The organism is Xylophilus sp. (assembly GCA_009914555.1).
GTDB lineage: Bacteria > Pseudomonadota > Gammaproteobacteria > Burkholderiales > Burkholderiaceae_C > WNDY01.
In genome coordinates this window covers 75,202-88,591 of the sequence record WNDY01000003.1, presented here as the reverse complement: position 1 = coordinate 88,591, position 13,390 = coordinate 75,202, and the positions used below count along the sequence as shown (strand labels likewise).

At 70.2% G+C, this 13,390-nt stretch carries 12 protein-coding genes; 6 read left to right on the top strand and 6 right to left on the bottom strand.

The genetic code is table 11. The annotated features are described in order from the left end of the window. Positions 1-270: 270 nt before the first annotated feature. Complete coding sequence (gene pyrC / locus GAK38_RS03195) at positions 271-1,323, bottom strand: dihydroorotase (RefSeq protein ID WP_325341376.1); 1,053 nt, start codon at positions 1,321-1,323, stop codon at positions 271-273. A 579-nt stretch (positions 1,324-1,902) separates the two neighbouring features. Next, positions 1,903-2,274 (bottom strand): ASCH domain-containing protein, encoded by a 372-nt coding sequence (locus GAK38_RS03190; protein ID WP_325341374.1) that lies wholly within the window; start codon positions 2,272-2,274, stop codon positions 1,903-1,905. Positions 2,275-2,904: 630 nt separating this feature from the next. Here GAK38_RS03190 and GAK38_RS03185 point away from each other — a divergent pair. From GAK38_RS03185 to GAK38_RS03170, 4 genes are all read left to right on the top strand, one after another. Further along, positions 2,905-4,866 carry a sigma-54-dependent Fis family transcriptional regulator gene (locus GAK38_RS03185; RefSeq protein WP_325341372.1) on the top strand — a complete coding sequence of 654 codons (1,962 nt, stop codon included), beginning with the start codon at positions 2,905-2,907 and terminating at the stop codon, positions 4,864-4,866. 66 nt (positions 4,867-4,932) lie between these two features. Beyond that, positions 4,933-5,127, top strand: a complete 195-nt coding sequence (locus GAK38_RS03180) for a CopG family transcriptional regulator (RefSeq protein WP_325341370.1) — start codon at positions 4,933-4,935, stop codon at positions 5,125-5,127. Next, positions 5,124-5,477 (top strand): VOC family protein, encoded by a 354-nt coding sequence (locus tag GAK38_RS03175; RefSeq protein WP_325341368.1) that lies wholly within the window; start codon positions 5,124-5,126, stop codon positions 5,475-5,477. Before GAK38_RS03180 ends, GAK38_RS03175 begins: the two co-directional genes overlap by 4 nt. Before the next feature lie 2 nt (positions 5,478-5,479). Further along, positions 5,480-6,337, top strand: a complete 858-nt coding sequence (locus tag GAK38_RS03170; protein WP_443089150.1) for a class I SAM-dependent methyltransferase — start codon at positions 5,480-5,482, stop codon at positions 6,335-6,337. Between the two features lie 65 nt (positions 6,338-6,402). On the opposite strand, the gene GAK38_RS03165 is transcribed toward GAK38_RS03170, so the two are convergent. From GAK38_RS03165 to GAK38_RS03150, 4 genes are all read right to left on the bottom strand, one after another. After that, entirely contained in the window at positions 6,403-7,917 is a 1,515-nt protein-coding gene (locus GAK38_RS03165) for an aldehyde dehydrogenase family protein (protein ID WP_325341364.1), read from the bottom strand. A gap of 205 nt (positions 7,918-8,122) precedes the next feature. After that, positions 8,123-10,381, bottom strand: a complete 2,259-nt coding sequence (locus GAK38_RS03160) for a GAF domain-containing protein (RefSeq protein WP_325341362.1) — start codon at positions 10,379-10,381, stop codon at positions 8,123-8,125. After that, positions 10,378-10,737, bottom strand: a complete 360-nt coding sequence (locus GAK38_RS03155) for a hypothetical protein (RefSeq protein WP_325341361.1) — start codon at positions 10,735-10,737, stop codon at positions 10,378-10,380. The genes GAK38_RS03160 and GAK38_RS03155 overlap by 4 nt, the downstream gene beginning before the upstream one ends. 512 nt (positions 10,738-11,249) lie before the next feature. Continuing rightward, complete coding sequence (locus GAK38_RS03150) at positions 11,250-11,642, bottom strand: hypothetical protein (RefSeq protein WP_325341359.1); 393 nt, start codon at positions 11,640-11,642, stop codon at positions 11,250-11,252. A gap of 390 nt (positions 11,643-12,032) precedes the next feature. Between GAK38_RS03150 and GAK38_RS03145 the strand changes: the two genes are divergently transcribed. Together GAK38_RS03145 and GAK38_RS03140 are read left to right on the top strand one after the other, a co-directional pair. Beyond that, on the top strand, positions 12,033-12,176 hold the full coding sequence (locus tag GAK38_RS03145) for a hypothetical protein (RefSeq protein WP_325341358.1): 144 nt from the start codon (positions 12,033-12,035) through the stop codon (positions 12,174-12,176). 61 nt (positions 12,177-12,237) lie between these two features. Continuing rightward, positions 12,238-13,308, top strand: coding sequence for an HPP family protein (locus GAK38_RS03140; protein ID WP_325341506.1), 1,071 nt, complete (start codon positions 12,238-12,240; stop codon positions 13,306-13,308). Positions 13,309-13,390: the final 82 nt, after the last annotated feature.

Below are 13,390 nucleotides of genomic sequence, written 5' to 3'. Positions count from 1 at the left end.
AACGCGCAGTCTCGCGGCGTCGACTGCAGGCGCAAAAAAGGGTTTCGCGCTTGCTTATGTACGGTTCCGCGGCGGCCGGAACACGCGGCTGTCGTCGTAGAAGGCCCTGTCCTCGCTGGCCGGCCACAGCCCGGAATGCCCAGCACCGGCAGCGGCAAGAAAGGCCTGGCCGCGAGCACCTGCGGCTGCAAGGCGGCGACCGGCGCGCCGATGGTGCCAGCGGCGTGGTCCAGTGGAGCGCCGGCCAGGGTACGCCTGGCACACGGGCCATCAGGCCGTGACGGAGTCCAGCCGCCAGGACAGCGTCTCGCCGCCGCGCAGCGGCTTGAGCGTGGTCTCGCCGAACGGCACAGTCTCGGGCACGTCGAGCGGCGCGCGGCGCAGCGTGACCGTGCCCCGATTGCGCGGCAGGCCGTAGAAGTCGGGGCCGTGGAAGCTGGCGAAGCCTTCGAGCCGGTCGAGCGCGCCGGCGTTGTCGAACGCCTCGGCATACAGCTCCAGCGCCGTGAACGCCGTGTAGCAGCCGGCGCAGCCGGTGGCGTGCTCCTTCAGGTGCGCGGGGTGCGGCGCGCTGTCGGTGCCGAGGAAGAAGCGGTCGCTGCCGCCGGTGGCCGCGGCCACCAGGGCCAGGCGGTGGGTCTCGCGCTTGAGCACCGGCAGGCAGTAGTAGTGCGGGCGGATGCCGCCCAGGAAGATCGCGTTGCGGTTGTAGAGCAGGTGGTGCGCGGTGATGGTCGCGGCGGTGAAGGCGCCGGCGCCGGCGACGTATTCGGCGGCCTCCTTCGTCGTAACGTGCTCCATCACGATCCTGAGCTCGGGGAAGTCGCGGCGCAGCGGGATCAGCTTCTGGTCGATGAACACCGCCTCGCGGTCGAACAGGTCCACCTCCGGGTCGGTCACCTCGCCGTGCACCAGCAGCACGAGGCCGGCCTTCTGCATGGCTTCGAGCGTGGCGTAGGTCCTGCGGATGTCGGTCACGCCCGCGTCGCTGTTGGTGGTGGCGCCCGCGGGGTAGAGCTTGAGCGCGACCACGCCGGCCTCTTTCGCGCGGGCGATCTCCGCTGGGGGCAGGTTGTCGGTGAGGTAGAGCGTCATCAGCGGCTCGAAGGCCGCGCCGGCCGGCACGGCCGCCAGGATGCGGTCCCGGTAGGCCAGCGCCTGCTGCGCCGTGGTGACCGGCGGGCGCAGGTTGGGCATGACGATCGCGCGACCGAACTGCGCAGCCGAATGCGGCACGACCGACTGCAGCGCGGCGCCGTCGCGCAGGTGCAGGTGCCAGTCGTCGGGGCGGGTGAGGGTGAGGGTGTCGGGGGCGGTGGTCATGGGACGGGATTGTCCCATCGCGGTCGGACCGGCCTCGCGCCCGGACAGAGGTCTGCTATCGTCGGCCGATGCGGCGCCCGTGCCCTCCCCTCCTCCCCTGCGGGATTCATCGGCTTCTCCACGCGACCACCGTGCCCTCTGCGCCCTGCCCCGTACAGCGATCGAGCCCGCCGGAGGCCCTCGCCGTGCGCGTTCCCGCCGCCTTTCTCGCCTACACCTAAGGCGCGCGGCAGGCCCGGATCTCCATCGGCCGGTCGGAGGCGTCCGTCTTCCGGCTCGACACCCCGTCGACTGCGGCCGCGTCGGCATCGCCGATCCCTGCCAAGACCTCGCACTGGCGGCGGGCAGCATCGCCTTCAATCTCGGGCACGTCTGGGTGCGGGCGTTCTTCGGCGCCTACGGCCTGCCGGAGCCCGACGGACGCAAGCTGGCCTTCTACCGGCTGCTCGACGAGTTCTTCTGAGCCGGGAACGCCCGCGCTCCGTGGAAGGCGCGAAATGCCATGCGGCTGGGCGAGCCTCTGCAGTGGGGCGCACCTGTGCCGGGCCGGCTAGCGCGGCTGCCTGCCCTTTTGCCTTCTCAGCCAAGCTGCGGGAGTGATTCGAGGGGGATCTGCACGTCGTACAGTTTGCGACGCGCGGCCACTCGGACCCTTCCCGAAAGCGGCCTGACGTTGCTCAAGCTCCAGGCCCAGTAGCCCGGAGTCCATTTTGTGGAACATGCCGCTGCGCGTTCGGACGGCTGCCACGCGTGAACCTCCTCGACATCGACCAGCGCCACGGCGGTTGCGTTCGGGTCGGACTGCCCCTCCTCCACCAGAAGGATCCGATTCTCGACGATCAAAAGGTTTCGCAGCGGCAAATACGGCGGTTTCCAGGACCGGATCTCGAGCGTTTTGCGGCCGCAAGCGATGTTGGTGCCGTGCGGCGCGACGATGGAAAGAGCGAGCATGTGAAAACCGGGGCCGACGCTGGACGAGCGAAGGCATGCATTGTGTATTTCAGCCCATGCCGCGCCCTGGACGATCACCGGGCGCCTCGGCAGGGGCAGGTGCTGCCCCTCACACATGCATGGCCGGCTTTCAGGGCACAAGGGGGCTCGGAGCATGGACGCCGGCCCAGGCATGCGCCTGGTCGGCGGCGTCCGACAATGGCATTTTCAAACTTCCACGGCGCCGCCATGAGCCCCGCCGGCCTGACTGCCGCCGAACCCGGCATCCACTGGATGCCCCTTCACCGACAACCGCCAGTTCAAGGCCGATCCGCGCATCATCGCCGCGGCCGAGGGCACGCCCTACATCGACACGAAGGGCCGCCGCATCTTCGACGGCCTCCCGGGCCTGTGGCGATGCCCTCGTCAACACCGTGGGTGGAATCCTGCTTGCCATCGGAGGCGATTTGCAGGGTATGCCTCTTCAGCTTCCGATAAATAACCGCTGCAATAGTATACCCCATCTTGTATCTTAAAGCGGCCGGCCATCCCGGACGGCGCGGGCAAACGCGCTGGCTGCATGCCCGGGGCACGTGCTAAGGTGCGCCGCATCGCCCCGGGCCAGGCCGGCCCGGCGGTGCAGGAGGAGTCATGCCGCCAGCCTTGCCGCTGAACCCGCTGCTGCCCGCCAGCCGCTTCGCCCAGCCACCCGACGTGGTGGAGACCGCCCACCGCCGCTCCACCGCCTTCGGCCTGCGCGCCCACGAGACCGCCGACGTCCGCCCCGCTTCCAGCCACGAACTGCACGAACTGCGGCAGCGCAACCAGTCGCTCTTCCTCCATGTCCGCCCGGTCATGGAGACGCTGCACCAGCAGATCGCCGACACCCGCAGCATGGTGGTGCTCACCAACAGCAGCGGCACCATCCTGCACGCGCTGGGCGACGACGACTTCCTCGCGCGGGCCGACCGCGTGGCGCTGCGTCCCGGGGTGACTTGGTCGGAGCAGAGCAAGGGCACCAACGCCATCGGCACCGCGCTGGTCGAGGGCCTGCCGATGCAGATCCATGCGCAGGAACACTTCCTGCAGGCCAACCACTTCCTGACCTGTTCCTGCGCGCCCATCCTCGACCCGGCCGGCCGCACCATCGGCGCGCTCGACGTGAGCGGCGACCACCAGACCCAGAGCAAGCACACGATGGCGCTGGTGCGCATGTCGGCCCAGATGGTGGAGAACCACCTGTTCGCGGTGAGCTTCGAGCACGACGTGCGGGTGCGCTTCCACGCGCGCCACGAGTTCCTGGGCACGCTGGTCGAGGGGCTGGCCGCGTTCACGCCCGACGGCCGCTTCCTGTCGGCCAACCGCAGCGGACAGTTCCAGTTCGGCATGCCGCTGGCGGCGCTGCAGGCGCACACCTTCTCCTCGCTGTTCGGCATGGAGATGCCGGCGCTGCTCGACCACCTGCGCCACCGGCCGGCCGAGCCGGTCACGCTGCGCCTGCCCTCGGGCGTGGCCGTGATGGCGCGGGCCGACTTCCAGCTCGCGCGGCCGGTGCTGTTCGCGTCCGATGCGCAGGCCCCGGCCACGGCCCGGCCGGCCAGGGCGCCGTCGCCGGCCGCGGGCGGCGGCCTGTCGAGCCTGCGCTACCTCGACACCGGCGATCCGCAGCTCGCGCGCGCCATCGAGCGCGTGCGCAAGGTGCTCGGCCGCGACATCGCCACGCTGATCCTCGGCGACACCGGCACCGGCAAGGAACTGCTGGCGCGCGCCATCCATCAGGATTCGCCGCGCCGCGGCGGCCCCTTCGTCGCGGTGAACTGCGCGTCGATCCCCGAGACGCTGATCGAGTCCGAGCTATTCGGATATGAGGACGGTGCCTTCACCGGCGCGCGCCGCCGCGGCAGCGTGGGCCGCGTGGTGCAGGCCCACGGCGGCACCCTGTTCCTCGACGAGATCGGCGACATGCCGCTGGCGCTGCAGGCCCGCCTGCTGCGCGTGCTGCAGGACCGCAGCGTGAGCCCGCTGGGCGGAGCCCGGCAGGTGGAGGTGGACGTGGCCCTGGTCTGCGCCACCCACCGCGACCTGCGCGCGATGATCGCGGCCGGCAGCTTCCGCGAGGACCTGTACTACCGCCTGAACGGCTTGGTCGTGCGCCTGCCGCCGCTGCGCGAGCGCACCGACCTCGACGCCGTGGTCACGCGGCTGCTGGCCGCCGAGGCGCGCACCGGCGGCACGGCGCTGGCGCTCTCCCAGGAAGTGCGGGCGCTGTTCGCGCGCTATGCCTGGCCCGGCAACTTCCGCCAGCTCGCCAACGTGCTGCGCACCGCGGCGCTGATGGCCGAGGGCGCGGCGGAAATCGGCGTCGACCACCTCCCCGACGACTTCCTCGAAGACGTCCGCCTGTCCGTGCAAGCGCCCACCGCCGGCGCCGCGCAGCACGACGCCGCAGCGCCGTCCGCAACCCGGCAGGCCGGCGCCGGCCCGCTGCGCCTGGGCGACATCACGGCGCGCGTACTCGACGACGCACTCGCATCGCACCGCGGCAACGTGTCGGCCGCGGCGCGCGCCCTTGGTGTCTCGCGCAACACCGTATACCGGCACCTGCGGCGGTAGCGGCGTGCCCTCCGCTCACGAAGCTTGGCCTTGCCATTTTATTAGCTTGCTAGCATACTAGCCTCCATGGCCGACGAGGATGTCAAGCAATTCAACGTGTACCTGCCGATCGGCCTGATCCGGCAGGTCAAGCACTACGCTATCGAAGCGGAAGTGTCGCTTTCGGCGCTCGTTGCCGAGGCGCTGCGCGCCTACCTTGACACCCGCGCGGCCGACCAGCCCGCCCCCCAACCACCGTTCGACCGAGGAGAAGAGCCATGACGACCGAGCGCATCGAATCCCTGTTCCTGACCACCCACACTTGGGGTCAGGCGGCGAAGTTCTTCCAGTCTCTGGGCTTTTCGCTGGAATTCGAGACTGACCACCACTCGGGCCAGTTCCGCAGTCGGGGCGACGGCCCCTACCTCTTCATCGCCGAAGTACCAGCGAGCGAGCCGCCCGCGGTGCAGGCGGTGCTCAAGGTGCCCGACGAGGCCGCGTTCGAGGCCGCGGCCGGCGTCGAACTGCTCACGCCGTTCGAGGACACGCACTGGGGCTCGCGGGACGCGACCGTGCGCGACCCCGATGGACGCATCTGGCGGCTCCAGGCACCGGCGAGGACCGGCAAGTGAGCTTGTACGATCCGGGGGCGGCGGCAGACGGCACCGCGGCGCGGGTTGCTCTGTGGCGCGCGCTGCACGTGGAGATCGACGCTGCGCCCCACGTGCTGGAAGATACTCTCGGCTTGCGCCTGTTGGCCCCGCAGGCAGGCTGGCGCAGGCAGGGCGACATGCACCCGCTGCGCACGCGCCGCAGCCGCGCCAGCGTCGTCGCTCGCGCACGCTTCGTCGAGGACGAGGTGACCGAGGCACAGAACCGCCGTGGAGTGGTCCAATACGTCATCCTCGGCGCGGGTCTGGATACCTTCGCCCAGCGCAAGCCGGACATGGCATCGCGCCTGCGGGTGTTCGAGCTCGACCGGCCGCAGCACCAGGCATGGAAACGCCGCCGTCTGATCGAGGAGGGCCTGGGCATCCCCTCATGGCTGCATTTCGTGCCGGTCGATTTCGATGCCGGCGATTCTTGGCGCGAAGGGCTCGCGGCTGCCGGCTTCGACGGGGGCCGGCCGGCCGTCATCGCCTCCACGGGCGTCAGCATGTACCTCACCCGCGAGGCAATCGCAGCCACTTTGGCCGAAGCGGCCTCGCTTGCCCAGGGAACGACGTTGATCATGTCGTTCATGCTGCCGCCGGCTTTGGCCGCCCCTTCGGAGCGCGCCGGGCTGCGGCAGGCGGAAAAGGGCGCCCGGGCACGCGGCACACCGTTCGTCAGCCTGCTCGCACCGGCACAAGCGCTGGCGCTGGCCACCGAAGCAGGCTTCAAGAAAGCGCGGTGCGTAGGGCCGCAAGAACTTTACCAACGGTACTTCGCCGACAGGACGGACGACCTGCGGCCATCAAGCGCCGAAGAACTGTTGGTCGCTTCGAACTGAGCGGCCGGGCGAAGGAAAAAAGAGCGCCGCGAGCCGCCCTTACCCACGCGCCCCGCACTTGCACGTCAGAAGAAACCCAGCGCCTTCGGGCTGTAGCTCACCAACAGGTTCTTGGTCTGCTGGTAGGCGTTGAGCGCGACCTTGTGGGTTTCGCGGCCGATGCCCGACTGCTTGTAGCCGCCGAAAGCCGCGTGCGCCGGGTAGAGGTGGTAGCTGTTGGTCCAGACGCGGCCGGCCTGGATCTCGCGGCCGGCGCGGTAGGCGCGCGTGCCGTTGCGCGTCCACACGCCCGCGCCCAGGCCGAAGATCGTGTCGTTGGCGATCTCGTAGGCGTCCTCCTCGGTCTTGAAGGTGGTCACGGCCGCGACCGGGCCGAAGATCTCCTCCTGGAACACGCGCAGCTTGTTATGGCCCAGCAGCAGCGTGGGCTGGACGTAGTAGCCCTCGCCCAGGCCTTCGGCCGGGCTGTAGCGCTCGCCGCCGGTCAGCACCTTGGCGCCCTCGGCGCGGCCGATGTCCACGTAGCCGAGGATCTTGTCGAGCTGCTGGCGCGAGGCCTGCGCGCCGATCTGCGTGCTGAGGTCGAACGGGCTGCCGGTCTTGATCTGCTCCACGCGCTTGATCGCCTTCTCGATGAAGCGCTCGTAGATCGATTCCTGCACCAGCACGCGCGACGGCGCGGTGCAGACCTCGCCCTGGTTCAGCGCGAACAGCGCGAAGCCCTCGAGCGCCTTGTCGAGGTATTCGTCCTCGGCGTCGAGCACGTCGGCGAAGAAGATGTTCGGGCTCTTGCCGCCGAGCTCGACGGTCGACGGGATGATGTTCTCGGCGGCCGCATGCAGGATGCCGCGGCCGGTGGCGGTCGAGCCGGTGAAGGCGAGCTTGCCGATGCGCTGGCTGGTGGCCAGCGCCTGGCCGGCCTCCTTGCCGTAGCCATTGACCACGTTGAGCACGCCCGGCGGCAGCAGGTCGCCGATGAGTTCCAGCAGCACGAGGATCGAGGCCGGCGTCTGCTCGGCCGGCTTGAGCACGACGGCGTTGCCGGCCGCGAGCGCGGGCCCGAGCTTCCAGGCGGCCATGAGCAGCGGGAAGTTCCACGGGATGATTTGGCCGACCACACCGATCGGCTCGTGGAAGTGGTAGGCGACGGTGTTCTCGTCGATCTCGCTGATACCGCCCTCCTGCGCGCGCAGCACGCCCGCGAAGTAGCGGAAGTGGTCGATCGCCAGCGGCAGGTCGGCCGCGAGCGTCTCGCGCAGGGGCTTGCCGTTGTCGATCGTCTCGGCCACGGCCAGCAGCTTCAGGTTGGCCTCGATGCGGTCGGCGATTTTGAGCAGCACGTTGGAGCGATCCTGCACCGAGGTCTTGCCCCAGGCGCGCCTGGCCTTGTGGGCCGCGTCGAGCGCGAGTTCGATGTCCTTGGCATTGGAGCGTGGGATCGAGGTGAACACCTTGCCGTCCACCGGCGAGACGTTGTCGAAGTACTGGCCGTCCACCGGCGGCACCCACTGGCCGCCGATGTAGTTGCCGTCCTGCTTCTTGAAGGGATTCTCGACACCGAGCTGGGCAAAGTCGGGCATGGGTTCATCTCCGTTGGTGGTGGTTCGATGCGGCGCGCCCGCGCCGCATTCGGATCGCTCCACGGCAAACCGCGTGCCAGCACCCGGACAGGCGACTTCCCAGGGACGAAGCGTCCGCCGGCGGGACGCTGGGTGCGCCATGCCGGCCCAGCTGTTCCGTCATGGAACAGCGGCGGCGCAGGCCCTTGCTCAGCCGCCGGGCCGGTCAGCCGACTTCGGCCGGCCTGCCGGACACATCCACCGGCGCGCGGTCGCCGCGCGGCAGGCTCACCGAGAACACGATGTAGGGCTCCGCATAGTTGTACTGCAGGCTGCCGCCATGCCCCTCGACGACGGCGTGCGCGATGTACAGGCCCAGCCCCATGCCGCGCTGGTTCGACAGCACCGACTGGCGGCGGACCGGGTCGAACAGCAGCGGCTCCAGTTCGGCGGCGATCGGCTCGCCCACGTTGCTCACGTCCAGCACGGCGTGGCCGTCGCGCTCGTAGAGCTGCACCAGGACCGGCTCGTCGGCAGCGCCGTGGCGGCCGGCGTTCTGAACCAGGCTGGAGACGACCTGCCGGATGCGGTCCACGTCCACCACTGCGCCGAATTCGCGCGGGATCTCGCGGATGAAGCGGGTGCCGGGGAAGGCGGCCTGGGCCTCCTTGACTACGTCGTTGACCACCGCGGACCAGTCGGCCTCGCGCGGCTGCAGCGCCAGGCCGCCGCCGTTTTGCAGGCGCGAGATGTCGAGCACCTGCGCGACGAGGCGCTGCATGCGTGAGCTGCTGGCCTGAATGCGCTCGCTGATGGCGGCGTCGCCGACGCTGCCGCCGTCATCAAGCACGCTAGCGGCCTGAGCCAGCGACTGCAGCGGATCGCTGAGGTTCTGGCTGAGGATGGCGAACAGGTGGCTGCGGGCCCGCGCGATCTCGGCCGTGCGCGCCGCCGTGGCGCGCAGCAGTTCGTCGAGGAAGCGGTGGGCGATCTCGACCTCGGTCTCACTCCACGGCACGGCGGCGTCGCGCACCGTCTCCTTCCACGCGTCGAACGAGCCGCGCGGCGTGAGTCGCGGCCCGCGTGGGCCGCTGACGTACACCTTCTCCGGGCGCCCGCCCCACTGGATGGTCTCGATCTGCTCGCGCCGCAGCAGCACCATCCAGCTTTCGCCCGCCTGGTCGAAGCGCAGCGCCATCAGGCCGCACCAAGAGCCGAGCTGGCTGCGCAGCGCCGGCGGCAGCAGGTCCAGCGTATGGGCTTGGATCAGCCGGTCCTGCGTCGGCGCAACCTCGCGGTTGAGCCACTGCAGCAGGCTGCGCGCCACTGTGGCATCGACCGGACCGTGCACCGCCTGGCGGCCGTCGTCGGACAGCAGCAGTGCATGGGCCTGGAACAGGTCCTGGATCTCCTGCGCCGCCGCCGACATGGCGCCCAGCACGTCGTCCGCATGCAGCACGCGGCCCACCAGGCGCGAGCGCAGCGCGGCCGCCTCGTCCAGGCGGCGGGCCCGCTCGCGGTCGGTCACCGCACGGATGTTGGCCGCAAGGAACTGGGCCAGCACGTCGCAGGCCATGCGCACCGAGTAATGCACGCGGCGCGGCGTCATGTGGTGGCAGGCCAGCATGCCCCAGAGCCGGCCGTTGACGACGATGGACACGCTCATCGATGCGCCCACGCCCATGTTGGTCAGGTACTCGATGTGCACCGGCGACACGCTGCGCAGCACGCTGTAGCTCATGTCCAGCGGCGCGGCACGGTCCGGTGCGGCGAGCACGGCGACCGGCACGGCCTCCACGTCACCGATCAGGCGCAGGGTGTTGGCGATGTACAGCCGCCGCGCCTGGGCCGGGATGTCGCTGGCCGGATAGCGCCGGTTCAGGAACGGCTCCAGCGCATCGATGCGCGATTCGGCCACCACGTCGCCGCTGTCGCCGTGGCGGAAGCGGTAGGCCATGACCCGGTCGAACCCGGTGAGTTGGCGCACTTCCTCGACGGCTGCGGCCAGCAATGCGTCAACCGTGCGCAGGCGGCGCAGGCGGTCCATGCCGCGGTGGGCCTTGAACGCAAACGCGGCCAGGTCGTCGGCGCCTTCGGGCCAAGTCTCGAACTCGGCGATGACGGCGCCCGCATGGGTATGGACGATCAGTTCGAGCGTGCGGCCCTGGTGGTGGACCTCCGACACCAGCGGCACGGCCTCGCCGCCGCCCTGGCCGGCCAAGGCCAGGCCGTCCGCCAGCGCAGCATGGATACGCGCATGGCCGCCGAAGTGCGCGGGCGACAGCCGCTCGCCCAGCACCGGCAGCGCATCGCCGAGCAGTTCGGCCGCATTCTCGCTGCGGTGGGTGAGGATGCCCTCGCCGTCGAAGGCCAGCAGCGCGCCGTGCGGTTGGATCGCGCCGGGGATGTGGATCGGCTCGCGGTCGCAGTTCTCGAGCGTGACGGCGTCCGCACCGCCGGGGCCGGGAGACGGAATGGCTGTCATGCCGCCACCTCCACGCCTTCGGCCGCGAACAGGGCCAGCAGCAATTCGAACGCCGCCACCGCACCGGCCACAGCGGCGGCCACGGCCGGCGGCGTGGCCACCGCCGACCGCAGGCCGGCCATGAAGGCCTTCCAGCGCAGGCCGGAATCGGCCGCCAGCCCGGTGCCGGCGAGGTAGCGCAGCGGGTGCGGGGCAAACAGCCCCTTCAACCGGCGGTGCAGCACCTGCCCGCCCAACTGCGAGCCTGCCAGCACATAGGCCGCCCCCCAGCCGACGGCCGCGGGGCGGCCCGGGGCGATGGCATCGGCATCGAGGCCGGCGCCCGGCACAGCCGGCACCGGGCCGGCGGGTGCCACACCGGCGTCGCGCAGGTCATCCTCGGCCAGCCTCGCAGGGCGGCCAGGTCGGGAAGGGAATCGGAAGACAACGTCGGCAGATGCCGCAGCGCCGGCGCGATGCCGTCAAACCAGCGCAGCAGTACCCGCAGGTGCAGCACATAGTCGGGCAACGCCGCCTCGGCATGCGCCAGAGGGAGGGAACTATCGAGCTGGGCATGCAGGGCGCCGGTGGCAGCCCGCAATGCCGCGAGAGGGTCGACCGGGGGAACCGGGGAAACCGGGAATGAAGTCACGCAGCAGGCCTGTCGGGCGAGGCCGCAACGACACGGGCCTCGGGATGGGAGAAACCAATCTTTCGACGGCTAGTGGACACCATTTTAGATGCCGGCCGCAATGTCTTAACACATACTCCCGCTGGGATGACGCGGCCAATGCGTATCCATATGCAATCGAAACGACGAAAAAGGCACCTCGACGGTGCCTCTGCCCGCGGACGGGCCGGCGCCCCGGGCCGGGGCCGGCGCGACGCCTTACCGCTTGATCGACTTGCGGGCCATGTCGTGCTGGTTCTTGGCGTCCTTCTGGCAGGCCTTTTTGGCGTCACCGGCTTGGTCGTCGCACTTCTCCTTGGCCACGGCGTAGGCGGCGTCGGCCTTGGCTTCCTCGACCTTGCGGGCGTTGCTGTCGCTGGGCTTGTAGCTCTGCTCCAGCTCGGCCTTGGCGACGTCTTCCTTGCCCTTGGCCTCCTTCTCGCAGATGTCCTTGGCGTTATCCTTGAGCGAATCGCAGCGGGCCTTGTCCACCTTGTAGTCTGCTTCGATCTTGTCCTTGGCCGCGCTGTGTTCCTCGCGCGTCATGGCCTGGGCACCCTGCATGGCGAGGAAGCCGGACAGCAGGCCGAGTACGAGCAGTTGCTTCTTCATGGTCATCTCCTGAGGTGAGTAGTTAGTTGGTCACTCGACTGTGGCCGAGCCGGAGGGTACGGCCCGTAGGAAGCGCCAGCCAGCGCCTGTCGGCCTTTTGCGCACGGCGTCCGCGCTACGGAGGCTGCGGGCACGGGCGTACCCCGTCCGCCCACGCGGCACAATCGGCGGGTTCCATCCATTCCGCGCACGATGAGTCATCTCAAGTTCAAGTGAGTCAAGCAAGGCGATCAGTACATCTTCAACGGCCGGGCCGAGGTTCCCCGATCGCAGTAGGAGACCGTCGAGGCCGAGCTGCTGGATATCTGGCGCTGGCTCGGCAAGCAGCGCCTGCCGCCGCACAAGTTCACCTTCGACGCCAGCCGCTAGACCATCACGACCAAGGAGGAAGTGCTGACCCCGTCCCACGGCCGGGTCCACGTCGACGGGCAGACCGTCTTCCACTCGCAGACCACCAAGGTGATCCTGACGCTGCCGGAAGCCGCGGCTGTGCAGTTCCGCTTCAGCTTCGACGTCGTGGACGACCGTGACTGAACCGCAGCGCGCCGCAGCCGTGAGACTGCGGGCTTGGCTGGCCACGTTCTGGCCGGCGCCGATGCGCGTGGATGGCCGCGAACGCCTACGCAGCGTGGCCGGCGGCTTCATCGGCATCCTGATCACCGGCCTGGTGAGCCGCGGTGCCGGCAGCACCGGCGCCGCGGCCTGGCTGGTGGCGCCGATGGGTGCCAGCGCGGTGCTGGTCTTCGCCGTGCCGGCCAGCCCGCTCGCCCAGCCGTGGTCGGTGGTGGGCGGCAACACGCTGTCGGCCCTGGTCGGCGCGGCCTGCGCGATGGCCATTCCGGACCCGGCCTGGGCTGGCGCGGCGGCCGTGGCACTGGCCATCGGCCTCATGTTCCAGCTACGCTGCCTGCATCCGCCGGGCGGCGCCGCCGCCCTGCTCTGCGCGCTGGGCGGCGTCGGCCTGAAGTTCGCGCTGTTCCCCGTGGCGCTCAACGCGGTGCTGCTGGCGCTGGCCGGCGTGGCCTACAACCGGCTGGCGGGGCGGCGCTATCCGCACACCGGCGCGGCGCCCGCGCCGGCGGCTGGTTCGCGCTTCAGCGCAGCCGACCTGGATGCGGCGCTGGCGCATTACAACCAAGTGCTCGACGTGAGCCGCGACGATCTGGGCGAGCTGCTGGAGCATGCCGAGGCCGCAGCCTATGAGCGCCGTTTCGGCGAATTGCGCTGTGCCGACGTGATGACGCGCAAGCCGCTGGCCGTGCAGTCCGGCACGTTGCTGCAACAGGCCTGGGACCTGATGCTGGCGCGCCAGGTGAAGGCCCTGCCGGTGATCGACCCCAGCCGCCGGGTGGTCGGCATCGTGACCCGCGCGGACTTCCTGCGCCACGCCGGCCTGCCGCGCCGCGAAGGCCTGGCCGACCGGCTGCGCGCCCTGCTGCGGCCCAGCGGCCTGCCGCACGCCGACAAGCCCGAGGTGGTCGGCCAGATCATGACCCGCGCGGTCCGCGTGGCCAGCGCGGGGCGCCGCGTGAGCGAGCTCGTGCCGGTGTTCTCGGACGACGGCCACCACCACATCCCGGTGATCGACAAAGACCGGCGCCTGGTGGGCGTGATCACCCAGTCGGACTTCGTGCGGGCGCTCTACCGCGCGGCGGCGCCGGGCTGACCCTCGCCGCGGCGGCGCGGCATATCCACATGCGGATTTCTTCGTGGCCCGCGGTGCGCCGGCTGGGTAGGTTCGGCCCTCC

What these genes read in the sequence shown, in the direction of transcription:
- pyrC (WP_325341376.1), bottom strand. Translation starts at nt 1,323, where the DNA reads ATGACCACCGCCCCCGACACCCTCACCCTCACCCGCCCCGACGACTGG.
- GAK38_RS03190 (WP_325341374.1), bottom strand. Translation starts at nt 2,274, where the DNA reads ATGCTCGCTCTTTCCATCGTCGCGCCGCACGGCACCAACATCGCTTGC.
- GAK38_RS03185 (WP_325341372.1), top strand. Translation starts at nt 2,905, where the DNA reads ATGCCGCCAGCCTTGCCGCTGAACCCGCTGCTGCCCGCCAGCCGCTTC.
- GAK38_RS03180 (WP_325341370.1), top strand. Translation starts at nt 4,933, where the DNA reads ATGGCCGACGAGGATGTCAAGCAATTCAACGTGTACCTGCCGATCGGC.
- GAK38_RS03175 (WP_325341368.1), top strand. Translation starts at nt 5,124, where the DNA reads ATGACGACCGAGCGCATCGAATCCCTGTTCCTGACCACCCACACTTGG.
- GAK38_RS03165 (WP_325341364.1), bottom strand. Translation starts at nt 7,917, where the DNA reads ATGCCCGACTTTGCCCAGCTCGGTGTCGAGAATCCCTTCAAGAAGCAG.
- GAK38_RS03160 (WP_325341362.1), bottom strand. Translation starts at nt 10,381, where the DNA reads ATGACAGCCATTCCGTCTCCCGGCCCCGGCGGTGCGGACGCCGTCACG.
- GAK38_RS03150 (WP_325341359.1), bottom strand. Translation starts at nt 11,642, where the DNA reads ATGAAGAAGCAACTGCTCGTACTCGGCCTGCTGTCCGGCTTCCTCGCC.
- GAK38_RS03140 (WP_325341506.1), top strand. Translation starts at nt 12,238, where the DNA reads ATGCGCGTGGATGGCCGCGAACGCCTACGCAGCGTGGCCGGCGGCTTC.